We start from the raw sequence: 20,214 nt of genomic DNA on the forward strand, positions 1-20,214 counted from the left end.
AGGAAACCAAGTTGAAAACCTCACTGCTCGAAGGCAAAAAGCCTGCTCATTTCGATAAACACATCATCGGCAACCTGCTGCTCAACGCCAGCACGCCAGAACTGGTGCGCCAGGAAAAACTGATCATCGGCGTGCGCAACGAAGACGGCGAAATCTACCGCCTGATCGGCGCCACCAAGCACAACAGCTTCATGAATGCCGTCGAGGAACTGTTCGACCTGGGCTTGACCGATGAACTGGAAGACAGCGATGAACTCGTCGAGGGCTGCGATGCGATCTTCAGCGAGTCTCTGTAGTAGCGCTGAACAGGACCTGCTGCGCGGTGCGCTTTGCGGCCGGCGATGCTCACCGTACTAAAGTACGGTTGCGCTTCTCGGCCACAAATCCCATCCGCTCGCAATGGTCCTGTCCAGCGCTGTGACGATCGCTGTGGTTAAAAAAAGGCATGCCACCGATATAGGCATGCCTTTTTCCGTTTACGGGGCTTTGCTTGCCTTTTGCCAAGCTGTTTGCGAAAAGATCATGCTTAAAAAGTTCCGTACGGAAATATTGCGAGTATAATTTTTTCAATGAACAGACTCGACGCCTTTAAAAGCATCGCCGCACAAGCCGCTCGTGGCGAGCTGACCTTTCCTGCCAATGTGGACGCTTCGCTCAAGCTGCAAGAGGCGCTGGCCGATCCCGACTGCCATATCGAGGCTGCCGCCAAGCTCGTGCAGGCCGACCCGCTGCTGGCCGCGCGCACGGTGGCCATCGCCAATTCCGTGGCGTTCAACCGTTCCGGCAATGAAATCACCAGCGTGCGCAACGCCGTGCAGCGGCTCGGCGTGCGCACCCTGCAGTCGGTGGTGGCGTCGCTGATCGTGCGCCAGCTGGGCAGCACCATCACCGATCCCGTGCTGCAGGCGAAGGCCAACCAGCTGTGGGAGCATACGGCCCACGTGGCGGCCCTGTCGCAGGTACTGGCCCGCCGCGTCACCAAAGTGGACCCCGATACGGCCTTGTTTGCCGGCATCATGCATGAAGTGGGCGGCTTTTATCTGCTGTCGCGCGCGGCCGAATTCCCCGGCATCCTCGACGGCGAACCGGAGGATTGGGTCGAACATGGCGAACAGGCCATCGGCCACGGCGTCCTGGCCAAACTGAAGGTGCCGGAAGCCGTGAGAGGCGCCATCGATGCGCTGTGGGAAGGCTTGCGCGCCATTCCGCCCGAATCGCTGGGCGACACCCTGCTGCTGGCAAATGACCTGGCGCCCGTCTCGTCACCGCTCAACGAAAGCCCGGCCGCCATCGCCGTGCGGGCAGCCCGCGCCGCGCGCAGCATCGATTGCCTGATCGGCGACGATGCGACCTTGTCGAGCATCATGGAAGAATCGGACGATGAAGTGCAGTCGCTGCTGAAGGTGCTCGTGCACTAACCTGCCGGCTTCTTGACGACCGGCGGCGGTGCCGCCGGCTTGGGCGTATCGACAATCAGCACATGCTTGTCCATGGCCTGCGTTCCCTGCTTTTGCTCGACAACTTGTGTGGCGACCGCCCTGGTACTCAACAGAGGTTTCGGATGGCGTGGCGTGAACATGGCGTACCTGCTGGAAGTGGGATGTGCCCCATCTGTGCAGCAATTATCAATTTATCAAGCCGCTATTCAAAAAAAACCCGCTCGAAAGCGGGTAAAGTCCAAAGCTAGGGATGTCCTGAAAGAGACAGCCCTATCTTATGCGGTGCGCCGCGCCGGCTCCGTGCGCTGGTTCACTTAGCGCGCAGATTATCCCGGCACCAATTCCACGTCCGTTTCCTGCCAGGCGCGCAGTTGCCGCACGCGGGCAAACCACGCCTGGATGTGCGGGTACTGCGCCAGCGGCAAGCGCACGGCCTCGCTGTACATCAACGGCGCGGCGACGGCGAACTCGGCCAGGGTCAGGGCATCGCCGCAGAGCCACTCACGCTGCGCCAGGTGCGCGTCCAGCACCACGGCGCATTCATGCAGTTCATGCTCGCCGCGCGCCTCTTCCAGCGGATCCGCAGGACCATTGCCCGTCATGCCTTTCCAGGCGCGTTCCCAGGCCAGCACGCTGACGGCGGGCGCGAAGTGCTGCGCGGCCCAGAACAGCCAGCGGTTGACGTCGGCGCGCGCTTGCGGCGCCTGCGGATAAATCGTCTGGCCAGGTACTTGATCAGCCAGGTATTGCATGATGGCGCACGATTCCCACAGCAGGAAATCGCCATCGGCCAGCACGGGCACCTTGCCGTTCGGGTTCAGTTCGAGCAGGCGGCGGCGGTCGTCCGCATTCATCAGGTCGACTTCGGCCAGCTCCAGCGGCAGGTCGAGGTGGATCGCCGTCATCAGGGCACGGCGGGCATTCGAAGACATGGGGTGGTGGTACAGGCGCATGGTGCATAACTCCGGTGAGTGAGGAAGCCACCATCGTAGTCGCCGTCACTGACAGTTTTTGTCAGGAGCGAATATCAGGATTCCGGGTCAATCTCGTGCGCCTTGCGCCAGGCGTCGAGCAGTACATGGCGCCGCGTGGGGTAGCGCTCCGCATGCTGCTGCACGCTGGCGATGCGGTCGATGCGGAAATGCCGGTAATCGCCGCGCAGCTCGCACCAGGCGGCCAGCAGGCGCTTGCCTTCGAAAAAAGCCAGGGCGAACGGCCACACCGTGCGCGAGCTGGCGCTGCCATGCTCGTCCTGATAGGCGAGCGTGAGCTTCTGTTCGTAGCGGATCGCCTCGCGCACGGGCTGCACGTAACGGTCGGCCGGCTGCGCGCCATCGGCGGGACGCCCCAGCGGCACCCACAAGCTGGTCTCGGCCATGCAGTCGCGCAGGTCGCGCGGCGAAGCGGCCGCGATCTTGGCCAGGGCATTGCTGGCCGCCTGCGCCAGGCCCGCATCGCCCTGCCGGCGCACCCAGCGCGCGCCCAGCACCAGCGCTTCCAGTTCATCGGGACCGAACATCAGCGGCGGCAGGAAGGCGCCGCGGCGCAGCACATAGCCGATGCCGGCTTCGCCCTGCAGGGGCGCGCCCAGTTCGGCCAAGGTCTGGATATCGCGGTAAATCGTACGCTCGGAAACGCCGAGCTGCTGCGCCAGCTGGGCCGCCGTGACGGGCACCCTTTTGGCCCGCATGGCGTCCATCAGCAGGAACAAACGGCCGCTGCGGCTCATGGGCAGGCCTGCAAGGCCTGGTCGCCCATGACGAGGGCCGACAGGGCCGGCACGTACAGATAGCCGTCGGGCGCCAGGCGCGCCGCGCGCGTCTGCTCTTGCACACCGCCGATGCCGTAGCAGCGCTGCAGGCGGGCGGCGGCCGGCCACCAGTAAACGGCCGCTTCCTGGTCGGGAAAGCGCTGGCGCACGCGCTCGGCCTGCGCCGCCACCAGCCGGAAATCGCGGTAAAAGGCGGGGGCGATGCCCAGCTCCGCGGCAAATACCGCTTCCTGCGCCGCCGCCTCCGTCAATTGGGCCGCCAGCGCCACCGTTTCGCGGTCCAGATCCTCGGCCGCCACACCCGCATCAACCAGGATGCGGCGCATCTGCGCCCGGTCGACCTGCGCGCGCAAGAACGCCGATTCCTGCAGCGCCAGCACGGCGCCGTCGGGTATGCTTTTGTGCCGCGCGGCCGGGAACACATACAGGGCGCAGCTGCCGGCGCACACGGTGTCGATGGCGAGACGCCATTGCTGCTGGCGCAGATAGCGGCCCAGCTGCATCGCCGCCTGCGGATCGCCTGCGTCGCTATTGACGCGCAGCAGCGTAGTGCCCGGCGTGGCCAGCAGCCGCAGCTTGTCCACGTCGCCCTCGGCAATCGGGCCGCGCATGGCGATGCTGGCGGCATCGGCACGGCTGAAATCGGCGGCGCCGGCCAGCGCCGTCACGCCCGCCATCATGCCCATCAATAAAATACGCTTCATCATCATCCGTTACAAAAAAAAACGACCACCGCAAACGGTGATCGTTTTTCCATTCGACCTGCAAAAAAAACCTGCGCTTACACCACGGCGCCGTCGGTTTCGTCTTTTTCCTTGACCGGCTTGATCAAGTCTTCGCGCTTGACGCCCAGCCACATGGCGATCGAGGCCGCGACGAACACGGACGAGTAAATACCGAAGCAGATACCGATGGTCAGCGCCAGTGCGAAATGGTGCAGGGTCTGGCCGCCGAAGATCAGCATCGACAGCACCATCATCTGGGTGGAACCGTGGGTGATGATGGTACGCGAAATGGTGCTGGTGATCGCGCTGTCGATCACTTCATGCACGCTTGCCTTGCGCTGCTTGCGGAAGTTTTCGCGGATACGGTCAAAGATCACCACCGATTCGTTGACGGAATAACCGAGCACCGCCAGGATGGCCGCCAGCACCGTCAGCGAGAATTCCCATTCGAAGAAGGCAAAGAAGCCCAGGATGATCACCACGTCATGCAAGTTGGCGATGATGGCCGAGACAGCGTATTTCCACTCGAAGCGGATGGCCAGGTAGATCATCACGCCCAGAATCACCATCACGAGCGCGTTCAAGCCGTTCTGCGCCAGTTCCTCGCCCACTTGCGGACCGACGAATTCAACTTTCTGCAAGACGACCGCTTCGCTGCCGGCAGCGTCCATGCAAGCGCTCTTGATGACGTGCTCGCCTTTTTCGGTGACGGTATCGATGCCCTTGGTCGAGCCTTGCTCGGCCTTGCACAGGGCTTCGAACACGCGCTGCGACGTGTTGGCGGCGCTGACGCCATTTTCCACCGGCAGGCGTATCATCACGTCGCGCGCCGTATCGAAACTGGTCACGCCCGGCTCTTCATAGCCCATCTTGATCAGGGTGCCGCGTATGCCTTCAAGATTGGCCGCCTTCGGGTATTTCACTTCCATCAGGGTGCCGCCCTTGAATTCGACGGACAGGTGCAAGCCCTTGTGCACCAGGAAGAAGACGGCGGCAAGGAAGGTCACGGCCGAAATCACGTTGAAAATCAACGCATGGCGCATGAAGGGAATATCTTTTTTGATCCGGAAAAATTCCATGAAATCCTCTGAGTTCTATTCTGTGCGTCCGGCGGCTGTGCCACCGGACGCGATCGCTGTTGTCGCTATGGAGTGAGTCTGGGACGCCGCTTATTTGCTGGTGCCCGGCACCCACACCGTGCCGATCGACAAGGTCGTCAGCTTTTTCTTGCGGCCATACCAGAGGTTGACCACGCCGCGCGACACGAACACGGAGGAGAACATCGAGGTCAGGATACCCAGGCAATGCACGACGGCAAAGCCGCGCACGGGGCCGCTGCCGAAGGCCAGCAGCGCCAGGCCGACGATCAGGGTGGTCACGTTCGAGTCGAGAATCGTGGCCCAGGCGCGGTCGAAGCCGGCGGCGATCGCCGCTTGCGGCGTATTGCCGGCGCGCAGCTCTTCACGGATACGTTCATTGATCAGCACGTTGGCGTCAATCGCCATACCCAGGGCCAGCGCGATAGCGGCGATACCCGGCAAGGTCAACGTCACCTGTATCATCGACAGCAAGCCGACCAGCAACAGCAGGTTGGTGGCCAGGGCCAGCACGCTGAAGGCGCCGAACAGCATGTAGTAGGCAATCATGAAGACGGCGATGGCGATGAAGCCGTACAGGGTCGAGTGGAAGCCCTTGGCGATGTTTTCCGCGCCCAGCTGCGGTCCGATCGTGCGTTCTTCGATGACGGTCATCGGTGCGGACAGGGCACCCGAGCGCAACAGCAGCGCCAGTTCATTCGCGTTTTCCGCGCCGCCCATGCCGGTGATCTGGAAACGCGAACCGAGTTCCTGCTGGATGGTGGCAACCGACAGCACTTCCGGCTTGCCCTTTTCAAACAGCACGATGGCCATGCGCTTGCCCACGCGTTCGCGCGTCGCTTCGCGCATCTTGCGGCCGCCGTCGCCGTTCAGGTCGATCGATACGGCCGCCTGCTGGTTCTGGTCGAAGCTGGCCGTGGCGCTGGAAATATAGTCGCCCGTCAGGATCACGTCTTTCGCCAGCACGACAGGTACGCCCTTGCCGACGGTGAACAGTTCCGAGTTGAACGGGATGGCGCTCGACAGTTCGGTGCCAGGCACGATGCTTTCATCGACGAGGCGCACTTCCAGGGTCGCCGTGCGGCCGATGATGGCTTTCGCGCGGGCCACGTCCTGCACGCCAGGCAGTTGCACCACGATGCGGTCAGGACCTTGCTGCTGGATCAGCGGCTCGGCCACGCCCAGCTCGTTGACGCGCTTGGACAGGGTGGAGATATTCTGTTTCACGCCTTCATCGATGGTTGCCTTCAGGGCCGCTGGCTTCAGGGTGATGTTCAGTTTCAAATCGCTGCCTTCGCCCGCATCGGCGAACGCCAGTTCGCTCATCTGGTCGGACAAGACATTTTTTGCCTTCAGGCGCGTTTCCGCGTCGCGGAAGTTGATCTGCACGCTGTCGCCCACGCGCTCGATGCCGGCGTGGCGGATATTCTTGTCGCGCAGCACGCTACGCGCGGCGGACTGGACGCCCTGGACTTTCTTGTTCAGTACTGCTTTCGCATCGACCTGCATCAGGAAGTGCACGCCACCGCGCAAGTCCAGGCCCAGGAACATGGGCAAGGCATGCAGCTTTTGCATCCACATCGGGGTATTGGCTTGCAGGTTGACCGTCACGATGTACGCGGGATCGCTCGCATCGGGATTAAGGTCTTTTTCCAGCACCAGTTTCGCCTTGAACTGGGTATCGGGATCGGCGAAACGCACGCGCACGGAGGCGAGGTTGCCGGCGCCATCCATGGTGACACCTTCCGACTTGACGTTCTCTTTCGTCAATATTTGATCGACTTGCGTCATCAGATCGCCCGTCACTTTGACAGTCGACTTGCCGCTGGTTACTTGCAGCGCCGGTGACTCACCGAAATAATTGGGCGCCGTATAAAGTGCGCCCAGCAATAAGGCGACGGCAATGATGATGTATTTCCAGGCAGGGTAGCGATTCATATTGATTCAGCGTTCAGTGTTGAGCGTCGGAGGCGTCGCGAGGGGCGGCGGATAGCCGCCCCGGTCATCATTGCGTTGGCAATGACAGCGAGAAATTACAGCGCCTTCAGGGTGCCTTTAGGCAGCAAGGTAGTGATGGAACTCTTTTGCACCGTGATTTCGGTGCCGGTCGCCACTTCGATGGTGACGTAAGCGTCCACTACCTTGGAAACACGGCCCAGCATGCCACCGGCGGTGACGACTTCGTCACCCTTGGCCAGCGCGTCCATCATCGCCCGTTGTTCTTTGGCGCGTTTTTGCTGTGGGCGGATCATCAGGAAATACATGACCACGAACATCAATACCAGCGGCAGGAAGCTGGTCAGGTTGCCGCCGAGGCCCAGGGCGTCGGTAGGGGCTTGCGCATAAGCGTTGGAAATGAAAAACACGGTGACTCCAGTTCTAATCAGTTTGAAAAAATAGCGCTGTATTCTAGCATTGGCAATCCGCCAAGCCTCCAATTGCAGGCATGGCAGCTTCAAATGGGGCTAAAAAGGCATTATGCAATGCTTTATCGCCCCCGTCCAAGCACCAATACACAAAACTTCCGGCCTTGCCGCCGCCAGGGCGCAAGCTAAGGTTTTCTTAAGCTCCGCGTGCGCGTTCGGCGTGGAATTGCAGGGTAAACGCGTGGAAACGGTCTTCATCGAGCGCTTCACGCATCTGGCGCATCAGGTCCAGGTAGTAATGCAGGTTGTGGATGGTATTCAAACGCGCACCGAGGATTTCCTTGGAGCGGTGCAAATGGTGCAAATACGCGCGCGAGAAGTTGCGGCAGGCGTAGCAGCTGCACGTTTCGTCCAGCGGTGCCTGGTCTTCCTTGTACTTGGCGTTCTTGATCTTGATGTCGCCAAAACGGGTAAACAGCCAGCCGTTGCGGGCATTGCGCGTCGGCATGACGCAGTCGAACATGTCGATGCCGTTCGATACGCCCGCCACCAGGTCTTCCGGCGTGCCCACGCCCATCAGGTAATGGGGCTTGTTGGCCGGCAAGCGCGGGCCCACGTGAGCCAGCATGCGCATCATGTCTTCCTTCGGCTCGCCGACGGACAGGCCGCCGATGGCGATGCCGGGGAAATCGATCTCTTCCAGCTTGGCCAGCGACTCGTCGCGCAGCATTTCGAACATCCCACCCTGCACGATGCCGAACAGCGCATTCGGGTTCTCGCCGCGGTGGAACTCGTCCTTCGAGCGCTGCGCCCAGCGCAAGGACATGCGCATGGACTTGGCCGCTTCCTCGATGGTGGCCGGGCGGCCCTGGATTTCGTACGGCGTGCATTCGTCGAACTGCATGACGATGTCGGAATTCAAGACGCGCTGTACCTGCATCGACACTTCCGGCGACAGGAACAATTTATCGCCGTTGATGGGCGAATTGAAATGCACGCCCTCTTCCGTGATCTTGCGCATGGCGCCCAGCGAAAACACTTGGAAGCCGCCCGAGTCCGTCAAGATCGGCTTGTTCCAGCCCATGAAGCCATGCAAGCCGCCGAATTTCTCCATGACGGTGTTGCCAGGACGCAGCCACAGGTGAAACGTGTTGCCCAGGATAATCTGCGCGTCGATCTCGTTAAGTTCCAGCGGCGACATGGCTTTCACGGAGCCGTAAGTGCCCACTGGCATGAAGATCGGCGTCTGCACGACACCATGGTTGAGTTTCAAGGTGCCGCGGCGTGCCTTGGTCAGGCCGCTCGTGTCGGTCTTGAGTAATGTAAATTCCAGCATGTCAGTCTTTCACGGGAGTATCAAGGTTCAGCGCAGCGCGCGATTGCGTGGTGAGCAGCATCGCGTCGCCATAGCTGAAGAAACGGTAGTTCTGCGCGATCGCATGCGCGTAGGCGCTGCGGATCGGCGCATAGCCGGCAAAGGCCGACACCAGCATCAGCAGGGTCGACTTCGGCAAATGGAAGTTGGTGATCAAACGCGTCACGGTCTTGAACGCATAGCCGGGCGTGATGAACAGGGCCGTATCGGCGCTGCCCGCCAGCAACCGGCCGCTTTGCGAGGCCGATTCCAGCGCGCGCAGGCTGGTCGTGCCGACGGCGACCACGTCGCGCCCGGCAAGTTGGGCGGCGCGCACGGCGTCGACGGTTTCCTGCGGCATGGTGTACCACTCGGTATGCATCTTGTGCTCGCTCAGCACTTCCGTGCGCACGGGCTGGAAGGTGCCCGCACCCACGTGCAGGGTCACATAGGCAAAGTTGACGCCCTTGGCCTTCAACTGGTCGAGCAGGGCCTGGTCGAAATGCAGGCCGGCCGTCGGCGCGGCGACGGCGCCCGGCACCTTGTTGAACACGGTCTGGTAGCGCGTCTCGTCGAATTCGTCCGCATCGTGCTCGATGTACGGCGGCAGCGGCAAGCGGCCATGCGCCTCGATCAGCTCGAACACGTCGGCCTCGAAGTGCAGGGTAAAGAATTCGCCGGCGCGCTGGCCGACCGTCACGTCGAAGGCATCGGCCAGGCGGATGCGGCAGCCGGGCGGCGGCGACTTCGAGGCGCGCACCTGGGCCAGCACGGTGCGGTCATCGAGCACGCGCTCGACGAGCGCCTCGATCTTGCCGCCGCTTTCCTTGACGCCAAAGAAGCGTGCTTTGAGCACACGCGTATCGTTCATCACCAGCAGGTCGCCCGCCTGCAACAGCCCGACGATGTCGGCGAACTGGCGGTCGACCAGGGTCTCGCCGTCCAGATGCAACAGGCGCGAGGCGCTGCGCTCGGCCAACGGAGTTTGCGCAATGTTTTCTTGCGGCAAATTAAAATCGAAATCGGAAAGCGAATACATGCGTTTTGCTTCAAAAGTACGTCAAAAATGATTAGGAGTGCGCAATGGAACATCTGGCACTATACTGTGCGCCTATACAGGCATTACAATAATCCGCCGCAACAATTTACGACTGCGGTACGCACAGGGTGTGCCGGACAACCCTCTATTTTACGCTAGCGGCACAAAAATCTCCGATATGTCCGATCCCAAGCCCGATCTTCCTCCCACAGCCAAGCCGGCCGCGAAGCCAAAAGCCGTCAAAAAAGTGGTCAGCACGGAAAGCCGGCTGGCCAAACTGGGCTTGCGCACGGATATGGACCTGGTGTTGCACCTGCCGATGCGCTACGAGGACGAGACCAAGGTCTACACGATACGCGACGCCTGCCTGCGCGGCGGCGAGTCGTGGCAAGTCGAGGGCGTCGTCACCAAATGCGAAGTCAATTTCAAGCCGCGCAAGCAGCTGCTGGTGACGATCGCCGATGAAACGGGCAATTTGCTGCTGCGCTTCATGAATTTCTATGGCAGCCAGGTCAAGCAGCTGGCCGAAGGCACGCGGGTACGCGCGCGCGCCGAACTCAAACACGGCTTTTTTGGCGCCGAGATGGTGCACCCGACGTATAAAGTGGTCAACGAGGGAGCGCCCCTGCCCACGGCCCTGACGCCCGTGTATCCGTCCGGCGAAGGCCTGTCGCAGCACGTCTTGCGGCGCGAAATCGCCGACGCCATGCGCCGCATCGACTGGCAGGACACCTTGCCGGACCAGCTGCTACACGAAATGCAGCTGTCGCCATTCCGCGCCGCCGTGCACCTGCTGCACTACCCGCCGCAGGACATCGATGAAAGCGCGCTGATGGACCGCTCGCACCCGGCCTGGGTGCGCATGAAGTTCGATGAACTGCTGGCGCAGCAGCTGTCGCTGAAACGCGCCCAGCGCGCGCGCCGCTCGAAGGGCGCGGCATCGCTGCCCATCGTCGGCAATTTGTCGAACGCTTTCGGCGCCGCCCTGCCCTTCAAGCTGACGGGCGCGCAGGCGCGCGTGCTCGAGGAAATCCGCGCCGACCTGCGCCAGCCCTACCCGATGCAGCGCCTGCTGCAGGGCGACGTCGGCAGCGGCAAAACGGTCGTCGCCGCCCTGTCGGCCACGCAAGCCATCGACAGCGGCTACCAGGCCGCGCTGATGGCGCCCACGGAGATCCTGGCCGAGCAGCACTTTCGCAAGATCGCCGCCTGGATGGAACCGCTGGGCGTGAAGGTGGCGTGGCTGACGGGCAGCCTGAAGAAAAAGGAAAAGACGGCCGCGCTGGCCCTGATCGAGTCGGGCGAAGCACAGCTGGTGATCGGCACGCATGCGCTGATCCAGGATAACGTGCTGTTTGCCAAACTGGGCCTGGTGATCGTCGACGAGCAGCACCGCTTCGGCGTGGGCCAGCGCCTGACCCTGCGCAACAAGGGCGACAGCGCGGCCGTGCCGCACCAGCTGATGATGTCGGCCACGCCCATACCGCGCACCCTGGCCATGACCTATTACGCCGACCTGGAAGTGTCCGTGATCGACGAGCTGCCGCCCGGGCGCAGCCCCATCGTCACGCGCGCCATCGACCAGAACCGGCGCGACGAAGTCATCGCCCGCGTGTATGCTGCCGCGCTGGAAGGCCGGCAAGTGTACTGGGTCTGCCCGCTGATCGAGGAATCGGAAGCGCTGCAGCTGCAGACGGCCACCGACACCTACATGATGCTGGCCGAAGCCCTGCCCGCGCTACAGGTGGGCCTCGTGCACGGCCGTTTGAAACCGGCGGAAAAGCAGGAAGTGATGGACGCCTTCATCGCCGGCCATATCCACGTGCTGGTGGCCACCACCGTCATCGAGGTGGGCGTCGACGTGCCGAACGCTTCGCTGATGGTGATCGAGCACGCCGAGCGCTTTGGCTTGTCGCAGCTGCACCAGCTGCGCGGGCGCGTGGGCCGGGGCTCGGCGGCCAGCGTCTGCCTGCTGCTGTACCAGGGTCCCCTGGGCGGCGTGGCGCGCCAGCGTTTGATGACCATGCGCGAGACGACGGACGGCTTTGAAATCGCCCGCCGCGACCTGGAAATCCGCGGCCCCGGGGAGTTTCTTGGCGCACGCCAGTCCGGCCAGGCCATGCTGCGCTTCGCCGACCTGGAAACGGATCAATGGCTGGTCGACCAGGCCCGCGACGTGGCGCACGACCTGCTGCACGCCACCACGGCCGCCGCCGCCGCCACCGTGGAAGCGCACCTGGCGCGCTGGCTGGGTGGGAAAGAAGAATTTTTAAAAGTGTAGGTCTTACATTGCATGCTTTGGGCCGTTGTCGGATTACGCGCTTTGCGCTAATCCGACAACATTGTTAGCGCTGCTCACTCCCGCCCGACACCCGTCATATCCACAACGTCCCCACCCCAATCCGCGGCACACCATCCCTGCCTTACATACCGGTGAAAACTGGAATACGGCCAATCGATGACTTTGCTCACAAGACCATGCTTGACGGGGTTGTAGTGGATGTAATCGACGTGGTTTGCGAAGTCGCTCTCGTCACGCAGCACATGCTCCCAGAAGCGGTGCTGCCAAACGTCTTTAAATTCTGCATGCTTGCTGAACCACGTCTTGATCAGCCTCCAGCGCGTCATGAAATCGGCATCGCCTTCAGGCAAGGTCCAGATGCAGTGCAGGTGATCGGGCAGGATGACGATGGCGTCGATAGCGAACGGCCGTTGATGCCGCACGGCGCGGAAAGAATCACGCAGCAAATCCACGGCATTGGCGGTGGCAAACACGGGCCGGCGATGGGCCGTCACCACCGTGAAGAAAAAGCTGCCGCCTGGCTGGAATGCGCGTCGGTATCGCATGGTTTCGGGGTGTTGTCGGATTACGGCCTTCGGCCTAAGCGCCGTTGGTATTGTTTATTTTCGGGTGTTGTCGGATTACGGCCTTCGGCCTAAGCGCCGCTGGTATTGTTTATTTTCGGGTGTTGTCGGATTACGGCCTTCGGCCTAATCCGACCTACGCGATATACGCGGCGGCAGGCCGGGTAGGTCGGGTAGGTCGGATTAGCGTAGCGTAATCCGACTTCCAGCGTAATCCGACTTTTCGCAAACCGCCTTGCGCCCACGCAGCCTACATGCACATCCAGAAGCGGTTCGCCAGGTCCAGCATGAAATCGGGGCGCAGATAGGCCAGGAAGACGATGGCCAGCAGGGCGGCGCCGGCCAGGCGCCACAGCCATGTGCGCCAGCTGGCCATTACGCGGCCACCGCCACGCGCTTGACGGCGCGCTCGTCGATCGGCAGGTTGATCAGCGCGGCCAGCAGACCCAGGCCGATGGTGATCATCCACACGATGTGGTAGCTGCCCTGGTGCTCGTACAGATAGCCGCCCAGCCACGCACCGAGGAAACTGCCCACCTGGTGCGAGAAGAACACCATCCCGGCCAGCATCGACAGATGCTTCACGCCGAAGATGCCGGCGATGATGCCGTTCGTCAGCGGCACGGTCGACAGCCACAGCACGCCCATGCCGGCGGCGAACAGGTACACGGACCACGCCGACAATGGCGCCAGCAGGAACGCGGTGATGACCACGGCACGCGTCACGTAGATGGCCGACAGCAGGTAGCGCTTGGCGATCTTGCCACCGAGTTTACCCGCATAGTAGGAACCGACGATGTTGAACAGCCCGATCAGGGCCAGCGCCGTGACGGCGACGTTCGGGTTCATCAGGCCCTGGTCCTTCAGGTAAGCCGGCAAGTGCACGCCGATGAAGACGAGCTGAAAACCGCAGACAAAATAACCGGCCAGCAGCAGCCAGAACGAACGGCTGGCGATGGCTTCGCTGAAGGCGGCGCCCACGCTTTGCTGCGGGCCGCCGGCGTGCGAAACGGGCGGCTCGCGCAGGTAGAAAGCCATCGGGATCATCGCCAGCAGCACCAGCGCGGCCAGCACGTAAAAGGCGTTTTGCCAGCCCACGGCGGAGATCAGCTGCTGTTCCACGGGCATCATGAGGAACTGGCCGAACGAACCTGCCGCCGACGAGATGCCGAAGGCCCACGAGCGCTGCTCGGGCGGCGCGCTGCGGCCGATGATGCCGCTGATGGCGCCGAACGCCGTGCAGGCAAGCGCCAGGCCGATGAAGATGCCGGAGCCGACGATGAACAGGGTCGGCTGCGTGACGAGCGCCATCCACACGAGGCCCGCCATGTAGCTGATGGCGCCGACGATGACGACGCGCATGGTGCCGAAGCGGTCGGCCGCCATGCCGGCGAACGGACCGAAGACGCCCCACATCAGGTTTTGCATGGCCAGCGCCAGCGAATACGTTTCGCGCGTCCAGCCATTGGCTTGCGAAATCGGCTGCATCCAGAAACCCAGGCCGTGGCGCACGCCCATTGCCAGGGTCAGGACGACGCCGCTGGCGATGAGGACGGTTTTCAGGCTGGGGCGCGATGATTGCAATGTCATGGAGTTCCTGTTTACGCCTGGTCGGCTTGGTAGACGAGGCCGATCTGGCCGCGCATGGTGTCAAGGTTGCGCATCAGCGCCACGCTGTCGGCGTGCGGCATGAGCGGGCTTTCCGGCAGGCCGGCGCGGATGCAGCGCATCGCTTCGATGGCCTCGTGCGCGTAGCCATTGCCCAGGTGGGGTGCGGCGACGACGCGGCGTTCGCCATCCATCGTTTCGACGATCAGGTGGTCGGGCTTGTAAAAACGGTTGGGCAGACGGATGCGCCCCAGGCTGCCGGAAATGGTCATTTCCGTCGGCGTCTGCGCGCGCAGGCTGCAGGCGCAGGACGAAGTGCCGCCGCCCGCGTGCAGCAGCGAGAACACCACCTGTTCGTCGACGCCGGTGGCGCCCATCTCGGCCAGCGCCTGCACCTGCGATACGGGGCCAAGGAAGAAGGCCGCCATCGACAGCGGATAGATGCCCACGTCGAGCAGCGCGCCGCCGCCCAGTTCCGGATTGAACATGCGGTGCTCGGGCGGGAAATTGGCGACAAAGCCGATATCGGCCTGCACCTGCCGCAGCACGCCGATTTCGCCGCTGGCGATGATGCGCTGCGCTTCCTGCACGGCGGGCAGGAAACGGCTCCACATGGCTTCCATCAGGAACAGCTTTTTCTCGCGCGCCATGTCGACCACGGCCTGCGCTTCGCGCGCATTCATGGTGAACGGTTTTTCGCACACGACGTGCTTGCCGGCGGCCAGGCACAGCAAGGCATTTTCCGCATGCAGGGTGTGCGGCGTGGCGATGTAGATCACGTCCACATCCGGGTCCATGGCCAGCGCCTGGTAGGAACCGTGGCAATGCTCGATGCCGAATTCAGCGCCGAAGGCCTGCGCACCGGCGCTGCTGCGGGAGGCGACCGCCACCAGTTGCGCACCGGGCGCATCGCGCAAGCCATTGGCCATCGCGCGGGCGATCTTGCCGGTGCCGAGGATGCCCCAGCGGACCGTGTTTTCCATGCTATTGATCTCTTTCTGCGCCAGCGACCTTGCGCTTCGGGCGGAACACCGCCGCATCATTGTAAAAATCGTCGTCCTGGTTCTCGCACCAGCCGGGCAAACCCAGCACGGGCAGCGGCGTGAAGTCCGCCGTGGTCAGGCCTTGCTGCGCCAGGTCCTGCGCCACCCGCTCGTCGAGCCAGGCGCGGCGTGCAGCATCGTCCAGGGTGAAATAGACGTCGCCGGCGAAGATCACGCGCGTGTGCGCCGTGATGGCCTTGCGCGGCGCCACTAGTTTTTCCATCAGCGCGTGGCCGAACAGCCAGACTTCGGCGTCGCCGTCCGCGCCAAATTTCTCGCGCTGCGCAATGAACGCGCTGCGCCAGTCGTGCCCGCGCAAGGCCGCGTCCAGCGCGCGCCCCGCGTCACTGTCGCGCAGCACCAGCAAGGCGGAATTTTCGTCAAAAATCGTCGCGCCATCGCGCGCGGGACCGCGCGATTTTCCCACGCCGGACAGGGCGATCTGCGCGGCCTGCAGCGCATTCAATTGCCGCTTGATGCGGGGGAAGGTCAGCCACACGAGCGCGTTGAAAAAATCATGCAGATTGTCGCGCGTGGGCACGCCGCCCGTCGCGCCGATGAACTCTTCGTAGGCGACGCCTTCGGGCAGGTCCGCTTGCGGCACGAAGGCCAGCGGCAGGCCCGATGGATTGCGCAAGTCCAGCGCCCGCGCCCGTCCATTGAGCGCGGCAATCACCGTGTCGCGCTGCAGATCCAGCTGCCGTCGCGCCGGCAGCACCGTGGCAAACCAGGGGCGGGTCCAGTCTATCGATGGCAGCATGAACGCTTAGACCATTTTCCAGTTGATCTGCTCACCCGCGTTGAGCGGAATGACATGGCTGTCGCCCAGCGGCAGCGAAGCCGGCAAGGTCCAGCTTTCGCGTTTCAGGGTGATGGTGTCCGTGTTGCGCGGCACGCCGTAGAAAGCCGGGCCGTGGAAGCTGGCGAACGCTTCGAGTTTATCGAGCGCGCCGGCCCGTTCAAACGCTTCCGCATACATTTCCATCGCGTGCAGGGCCGTATAGCAGCCGGCGCAGCCGCAGGCCATTTCCTTGGCGCCTTGCGCGTGCGGCGCCGAGTCCGTGCCGAGGAAGAAGCGCTCGTCGCCGCTGGCGGCGGCCGTCATCAGGGCCAGGCGGTGCTCTTCGCGTTTCAGGATGGGCAGGCAGTAGTAATGGGGGCGGATGCCGCCCTTGAAAATCTCGTTGCGGTTGTACAGCAGATGATGCGCCGTGATGGTGGCGGCGATCGGGCCTTCCGCTTCGGCCACGTACTGCGCCGCATCCTTGGTGGTGATGTGCTCGAACACGACGGACAGGGCCGGGAAGGCGCTGCGCAGCGGGCGCATCACGCGCTCGATGAAGACGGCTTCGCGGTCGAAAATGTCGATTTCCGGATCCGTCACTTCGCCATGCACGAGGAAGGGCATGCCCACTTCCTGCATCACTTCGAGCACCTTGTAGCAATTCTTCAGATCCGTCACGCCCAGGTCGGAATTCGTCGTGGCGCCGGCCGGATACAGTTTCACGGCTTGCACGATGCCGCTGTCCTGCGCGCGGCGGATTTCGTCGGGCGAGGTGTTGTTCGTCAGGTACAGCACCATCAGCGGATCGAAGTTCACGCCTTGCGGTACGGCGGCCAGGATGCGCTCGCGGTAGGCACTGGCATCGGCCGTGGTGGTGACGGGCGGTTTCAGGTTCGGCATGACGATGGCGCGACCGAACTGTCGCGCACTGTGCGGCAGCACGCTGGCCATGACGGCGCCATCGCGCAGGTGCAAATGCCAGTCATCCGGACGGGTGATGGTGATGGAAGATGGAACGGCGACTGGGGTGTGATCGAGTGTGGACATGGCGGCTGCTCTCAGGCGGTCATTGCGAATAACGCCATTTTACCAGCCGCGGGGCAGCCTCGCAGGCTGCGGCAGCCGCTGCCCGATGGCTGCCGGACGATCAAACGGCCGGTTCGCACCAGCCGTTTTCAATCTCGGGAACGCACAGGAATCAGGACTTGGCCGGCGCCGTCTCCTGCTTTGCCACCCAGGCGCGGAGTTCGGCCAGCATCTGGTCGAGCTTGGCGCGGTCATACACGGTGCCACGGCTGACCACCAGGCGGATCTGGCGCGTGGCGCCGATATCCTGCAGCGGGTTCGCGTCGAGCACCAGCAGGTCGGCCGCCTTGCCGGCCGCCACGCTGCCGTAACGGTCCAGCTTGCCCAGGAAGCGGGGACCGTTGATGACGGCCGACTGCAAGGCTTGCTGCGGCGTCAGGCCGTACTGCACGTACAGGCCGATTTCATCGTGCAGGGCCTGGCCCGGATAATCGAAGGAATTCAAGAAGCCCGCATCGGTGCCGGCGATGATGCTCATGCCCTGCTGCTGCAAGATCGGCAGCAGTTTGGCCGATTGCTCGAACTGCGCGTGGCGCTGATTGATGGCTTCCGGACCATCCTTGGCGGCGCGCTGCACGCGCCAGTCGTAGGTGGCGCGCAAGCCCTTGCCGATGTATTGCAGGGCCGTGTCGTGCGTATGGTCTTCGCGGTCCAGGTAGGCCGTCACGCGCGAGCCCCACAAGGTCGGCACGATGGCCGTGCCGCGCGCGGCCAGGTAGCTGAAGGCCTTGCGCGCCGTCGCCTCGTCATAGCTTTGCACGCTGGCCTGCATGGCTTCCTTGCCCGTCATCGCGCCGGCGGCCACCTTGGCCGTCAGCTCCTGCTCGCGCGGCGTGGCGGCGCGCAGCAAATACGACTGATGCTCGATCGTGCCCAGGCCCGCATCGGCCATCTGCTCCAGGGTCAGCTGCACGGGGATATGGCCCGACGTGCGCATGCCACGTTCGCGCGCCTGACGCAGCGCTTCCAGGTACAGCTCCGGCTTCAGGGTGTTTTCCGTGATCTTCACGAAGTCCACTGCCTGCGCCTGCAGGCCATCGAGCGCGCGCGTGACTTCCTGCGGCGTGCCCACTTCGATGGTGCCCTTCCACAGCGGCTTGATGCCTTCGAGTTTGGCGCCGGACGTGAAAATCGTCGGGCCTTCCAGCTGGCCCGCATTGATCTGCCGGCGCCATGCCAGCACCGTGTCGGGCAAGTCGCCCGAGCAGTCGCGCACCGTGGTGATGCCGTGCGCCAGGTACAAGGGCAGCAGTTGCTTGTTCTCGTCGATCAGCTCGGGGCCGCCGCCGAAATGCACGTGCGTATCCCACAGGCCCGGCATCAGGTATTTGCCGGGCAGTCGGATGGTCCGCTTCGGCGCGTAGCTGCGCAGCTGCGCGTCATCGACGACGGCGACGATGCTGTCGCCCTTGAGCAGCACGGTCTTGCCCTTGACCGCCTTGCCTGCGGCAACGTCGATCACGGTGGCGCCGCGCAGGGCGATATCGACGGCGATCTTGTCGGCCGCATGGGCATGGGCGAGCAGGCCCAGCGCCAGCATGGCGCCGGCTAGTTGTTTCATGTCAGGCATTCGTACTCAACTTCAACGTGATGGAAAATCAATGGATGATCTTGGCGAGGAAATCGCGCGCGCGGTCCGAGCGCGTCGTGTTGAAGAAGTCATCCTTGCTGCAATCTTCGATGATCTTGCCCTGATCCATGAAGACGATGCGGTTGGCCACGCGCTTGGCAAAGCCCATTTCGTGCGTGACGACCATCATCGTCATGCCTTCCTGCGCCAGACCCACCATCACGTCGAGCACTTCGTTGATCATCTCCGGATCGAGCGCCGATGTCGGCTCGTCGAACAGCATGGCGATCGGGTCCATCGACAGGGCGCGAGCGATCGCCACGCGCTGCTGCTGGCCGCCCGACAGCTGGCCGGGGAACTTGTCCTGCTGCGACAGCAGGCCCACGCGGTCCAGGTATTTCAGGCCCTTGGCATTGGCTTCGTCGGCGCTGCGTTTCAACACCTTGATCTGGCCGATGGTGAGGTTTTCACGGATCGACAGATGCGGGAACAACTCGAAATTCTGGAACACCATGCCGATGCGCGCGCGCAGTTTCGACAGATTCGTTTTCGGATCGTTGACGGTGATGCCGTCGACGATGATCTGCCCTTGCTGGATCGGTTCCAGGCCATTGACGGTCTTGATCAGGGTCGACTTGCCGGAACCGGACGGGCCGCAAATGACCATCACGTCGCCCTTGGCGACATTGGTGGTGCAGTCGGTCAGTACCTGGAATTGGCCATACCATTTGCTGACGTTATTGAGTTCAATCATCTTGTTCTTTCTTTTACGGTTAGCGAATGATGGCGACGCGTTTCTGCAGGCGTTTGACGAGGAACGACAAGGCGTAGCACAGCACGAAATACACGACGGCGACAAACACGTACATCTCCACCAGGCGGCCGTCGCGCTGCGCGATCTTCGAGGCGGCGCCGACGAAATCGGGGATCGACAACACGTACACGAGCGACACGTCCTGGAACAGCACGATGGTTTGCGTCAGCAGCACGGGGATCATGTTGCGGAACGCTTGCGGCAGCACGATGTTGCCCATGGTTTGACGGTAGTTCATGCCCAGCGCCTGGCCGGCCCACACCTGGCCGCGCGGGATCGACTGTATGCCGCTGCGCATGATCTCGCAATAATATGCCGCTTCGAACATGATGAAGGTGATCAGCGCGGAAGAAAACGCGCCCACTTTCACGGGCTCGCTGGCGCCGATGATCCAGGCGGCGATATACGGCACCAGGAAGTAGAACCAGAAGATCACCAGCACCAGCGGAATCGAGCGTATCAGGTTGACGTAGCTCGACGCCACGCCCGAGACGATGCGGTTGCCGGACAAACGCATCAGCGCCAGCACGGTGCCCAGCACGATGCCGCCAACCATGGCCAGCGCCGTCAGTTTCAGGGTGAAGACCATGCCGGTCTGGAACAGGTAGACCCACGAGCGGGAGATGACGTCGAAATCGAAATTACCGAACATA

At 62.8% G+C, this 20,214-nt stretch carries 21 protein-coding genes; 3 read left to right on the forward strand and 18 right to left on the reverse strand.

Annotated features, from left to right (window positions below; genetic code table 11):
- Positions 1-11 precede the first annotated feature (11 nt).
- Both CLU90_RS16925 and CLU90_RS16930 read left to right on the forward strand, forming a co-directional pair.
- Positions 12-296, forward strand: coding sequence for a hypothetical protein (locus CLU90_RS16925; protein WP_034778933.1), 285 nt, complete (start codon positions 12-14; stop codon positions 294-296).
- Positions 297-569: 273 nt separating this feature from the next.
- Positions 570-1,418, forward strand: coding sequence for an HDOD domain-containing protein (locus tag CLU90_RS16930; RefSeq protein ID WP_034745523.1), 849 nt, complete (start codon positions 570-572; stop codon positions 1,416-1,418).
- Here the strand turns inward: CLU90_RS16930 and CLU90_RS29710 are convergent.
- The 9 genes from CLU90_RS29710 to queA all read right to left on the reverse strand — a co-directional run bounded on the left by CLU90_RS29710 (position 1,415) and on the right by queA (position 9,791).
- Positions 1,415-1,579 (reverse strand): hypothetical protein, encoded by a 165-nt coding sequence (locus CLU90_RS29710; protein ID WP_175539247.1) that lies wholly within the window; start codon positions 1,577-1,579, stop codon positions 1,415-1,417. The genes CLU90_RS16930 and CLU90_RS29710 overlap by 4 nt on opposite strands.
- 186 nt (positions 1,580-1,765) lie before the next feature.
- Positions 1,766-2,392 carry a glutathione S-transferase family protein gene (locus tag CLU90_RS16935; RefSeq protein ID WP_100428470.1) on the reverse strand — a complete coding sequence of 209 codons (627 nt, stop codon included), beginning with the start codon at positions 2,390-2,392 and terminating at the stop codon, positions 1,766-1,768.
- Positions 2,393-2,466: 74 nt separating this feature from the next.
- Positions 2,467-3,168 carry a helix-turn-helix transcriptional regulator gene (locus CLU90_RS16940; RefSeq protein ID WP_198511230.1) on the reverse strand — a complete coding sequence of 234 codons (702 nt, stop codon included), beginning with the start codon at positions 3,166-3,168 and terminating at the stop codon, positions 2,467-2,469.
- The gene (locus CLU90_RS16945; protein ID WP_157808845.1) at positions 3,165-3,914 is read right to left on the reverse strand and encodes a hypothetical protein; all 750 of its coding nucleotides are present in this window, start codon (positions 3,912-3,914) and stop codon (positions 3,165-3,167) included. Before CLU90_RS16945 ends, CLU90_RS16940 begins: the two co-directional genes overlap by 4 nt.
- Before the next feature lie 77 nt (positions 3,915-3,991).
- Entirely contained in the window at positions 3,992-5,014 is a 1,023-nt protein-coding gene (secF, locus tag CLU90_RS16950; RefSeq protein ID WP_092712127.1) for a protein translocase subunit SecF, read from the reverse strand.
- A 90-nt stretch (positions 5,015-5,104) separates the two neighbouring features.
- Positions 5,105-6,970: a protein translocase subunit SecD gene (gene secD, locus CLU90_RS16955; protein ID WP_092712129.1), complete on the reverse strand. Its 1,866-nt coding sequence runs from the start codon at positions 6,968-6,970 to the stop codon at positions 5,105-5,107.
- A 95-nt stretch (positions 6,971-7,065) separates the two neighbouring features.
- A complete protein-coding gene (gene yajC, locus CLU90_RS16960) occupies positions 7,066-7,398 on the reverse strand; it encodes a preprotein translocase subunit YajC (protein ID WP_100428472.1) in 333 nt (110 codons plus the stop codon).
- Positions 7,399-7,594: 196 nt separating this feature from the next.
- Positions 7,595-8,734 (reverse strand): tRNA guanosine(34) transglycosylase Tgt, encoded by a 1,140-nt coding sequence (gene tgt / locus CLU90_RS16965; protein WP_086144728.1) that lies wholly within the window; start codon positions 8,732-8,734, stop codon positions 7,595-7,597.
- 1 nt (position 8,735) lies between these two features.
- A complete protein-coding gene (queA, locus tag CLU90_RS16970; RefSeq protein ID WP_100428473.1) occupies positions 8,736-9,791 on the reverse strand; it encodes a tRNA preQ1(34) S-adenosylmethionine ribosyltransferase-isomerase QueA in 1,056 nt (351 codons plus the stop codon).
- Between the two features lie 178 nt (positions 9,792-9,969).
- On the opposite strand from queA, the gene recG reads away from it, so the two are divergent.
- Entirely contained in the window at positions 9,970-12,072 is a 2,103-nt protein-coding gene (gene recG / locus CLU90_RS16975) for an ATP-dependent DNA helicase RecG (protein ID WP_100428474.1), read from the forward strand.
- A 74-nt stretch (positions 12,073-12,146) separates the two neighbouring features.
- Here recG and CLU90_RS16980 read toward each other — a convergent pair whose 3' ends face one another.
- The 9 genes from CLU90_RS16980 to CLU90_RS17015 all read right to left on the reverse strand — a co-directional run bounded on the left by CLU90_RS16980 (position 12,147) and on the right by CLU90_RS17015 (position 20,213).
- Positions 12,147-12,638: an REP-associated tyrosine transposase gene (locus tag CLU90_RS16980; RefSeq protein ID WP_092712137.1), complete on the reverse strand. Its 492-nt coding sequence runs from the start codon at positions 12,636-12,638 to the stop codon at positions 12,147-12,149.
- A 268-nt stretch (positions 12,639-12,906) separates the two neighbouring features.
- Positions 12,907-13,032 (reverse strand): hypothetical protein, encoded by a 126-nt coding sequence (locus CLU90_RS30130; protein WP_257620246.1) that lies wholly within the window; start codon positions 13,030-13,032, stop codon positions 12,907-12,909.
- A complete protein-coding gene (locus CLU90_RS16985) occupies positions 13,032-14,246 on the reverse strand; it encodes an MFS transporter (protein ID WP_092712139.1) in 1,215 nt (404 codons plus the stop codon). The genes CLU90_RS30130 and CLU90_RS16985 overlap by 1 nt, the downstream gene beginning before the upstream one ends.
- 11 nt (positions 14,247-14,257) lie before the next feature.
- The gene (locus CLU90_RS16990; RefSeq protein ID WP_092712141.1) at positions 14,258-15,247 is read right to left on the reverse strand and encodes a Gfo/Idh/MocA family protein; all 990 of its coding nucleotides are present in this window, start codon (positions 15,245-15,247) and stop codon (positions 14,258-14,260) included.
- 1 nt (position 15,248) lies between these two features.
- On the reverse strand, positions 15,249-16,067 hold the full coding sequence (locus tag CLU90_RS16995) for a DUF3025 domain-containing protein (protein WP_092712143.1): 819 nt from the start codon (positions 16,065-16,067) through the stop codon (positions 15,249-15,251).
- A gap of 6 nt (positions 16,068-16,073) precedes the next feature.
- Positions 16,074-17,138, reverse strand: coding sequence for a dihydroorotase (gene pyrC / locus CLU90_RS17000; RefSeq protein ID WP_035822857.1), 1,065 nt, complete (start codon positions 17,136-17,138; stop codon positions 16,074-16,076).
- Positions 17,139-17,289: 151 nt separating this feature from the next.
- The gene (locus tag CLU90_RS17005) at positions 17,290-18,738 is read right to left on the reverse strand and encodes an amidohydrolase family protein (protein ID WP_232731238.1); all 1,449 of its coding nucleotides are present in this window, start codon (positions 18,736-18,738) and stop codon (positions 17,290-17,292) included.
- 37 nt (positions 18,739-18,775) lie between these two features.
- Positions 18,776-19,501: an amino acid ABC transporter ATP-binding protein gene (locus CLU90_RS17010; protein ID WP_092712150.1), complete on the reverse strand. Its 726-nt coding sequence runs from the start codon at positions 19,499-19,501 to the stop codon at positions 18,776-18,778.
- Positions 19,502-19,520: 19 nt separating this feature from the next.
- A complete protein-coding gene (locus tag CLU90_RS17015) occupies positions 19,521-20,213 on the reverse strand; it encodes an amino acid ABC transporter permease (RefSeq protein ID WP_092712152.1) in 693 nt (230 codons plus the stop codon).
- Position 20,214: the final 1 nt, after the last annotated feature.

The organism is Janthinobacterium sp. 67 (assembly GCF_002797895.1).
Classification (GTDB): Bacteria; Pseudomonadota; Gammaproteobacteria; order Burkholderiales; family Burkholderiaceae_D; genus Janthinobacterium.

Excerpts from the sequence above, each read along its gene's own strand:
- CLU90_RS16930 (WP_034745523.1), top strand. The coding sequence starts at position 570 with ATGAACAGACTCGACGCCTTTAAAAGCATCGCCGCACAAGCCGCTCGT.
- CLU90_RS29710 (WP_175539247.1), bottom strand. The coding sequence starts at position 1,579 with ATGTTCACGCCACGCCATCCGAAACCTCTGTTGAGTACCAGGGCGGTC.
- CLU90_RS16935 (WP_100428470.1), bottom strand. The coding sequence starts at position 2,392 with ATGCGCCTGTACCACCACCCCATGTCTTCGAATGCCCGCCGTGCCCTG.
- CLU90_RS16940 (WP_198511230.1), bottom strand. The coding sequence starts at position 3,168 with ATGAGCCGCAGCGGCCGTTTGTTCCTGCTGATGGACGCCATGCGGGCC.
- CLU90_RS16945 (WP_157808845.1), bottom strand. The coding sequence starts at position 3,914 with ATGAAGCGTATTTTATTGATGGGCATGATGGCGGGCGTGACGGCGCTG.
- secF (WP_092712127.1), bottom strand. The coding sequence starts at position 5,014 with ATGGAATTTTTCCGGATCAAAAAAGATATTCCCTTCATGCGCCATGCG.
- secD (WP_092712129.1), bottom strand. The coding sequence starts at position 6,970 with ATGAATCGCTACCCTGCCTGGAAATACATCATCATTGCCGTCGCCTTA.
- tgt (WP_086144728.1), bottom strand. The coding sequence starts at position 8,734 with ATGCTGGAATTTACATTACTCAAGACCGACACGAGCGGCCTGACCAAG.
- queA (WP_100428473.1), bottom strand. The coding sequence starts at position 9,791 with ATGTATTCGCTTTCCGATTTCGATTTTAATTTGCCGCAAGAAAACATT.
- recG (WP_100428474.1), top strand. The coding sequence starts at position 9,970 with ATGTCCGATCCCAAGCCCGATCTTCCTCCCACAGCCAAGCCGGCCGCG.
- CLU90_RS16980 (WP_092712137.1), bottom strand. The coding sequence starts at position 12,638 with ATGCGATACCGACGCGCATTCCAGCCAGGCGGCAGCTTTTTCTTCACG.
- CLU90_RS30130 (WP_257620246.1), bottom strand. The coding sequence starts at position 13,032 with ATGGCCAGCTGGCGCACATGGCTGTGGCGCCTGGCCGGCGCCGCCCTG.
- CLU90_RS16985 (WP_092712139.1), bottom strand. The coding sequence starts at position 14,246 with ATGACATTGCAATCATCGCGCCCCAGCCTGAAAACCGTCCTCATCGCC.
- CLU90_RS16990 (WP_092712141.1), bottom strand. The coding sequence starts at position 15,247 with ATGGAAAACACGGTCCGCTGGGGCATCCTCGGCACCGGCAAGATCGCC.
- CLU90_RS16995 (WP_092712143.1), bottom strand. The coding sequence starts at position 16,067 with ATGCTGCCATCGATAGACTGGACCCGCCCCTGGTTTGCCACGGTGCTG.
- pyrC (WP_035822857.1), bottom strand. The coding sequence starts at position 17,138 with ATGTCCACACTCGATCACACCCCAGTCGCCGTTCCATCTTCCATCACC.
- CLU90_RS17005 (WP_232731238.1), bottom strand. The coding sequence starts at position 18,738 with ATGAAACAACTAGCCGGCGCCATGCTGGCGCTGGGCCTGCTCGCCCAT.
- CLU90_RS17010 (WP_092712150.1), bottom strand. The coding sequence starts at position 19,501 with ATGATTGAACTCAATAACGTCAGCAAATGGTATGGCCAATTCCAGGTA.
- CLU90_RS17015 (WP_092712152.1), bottom strand. The coding sequence starts at position 20,213 with ATGTTCGGTAATTTCGATTTCGACGTCATCTCCCGCTCGTGGGTCTAC.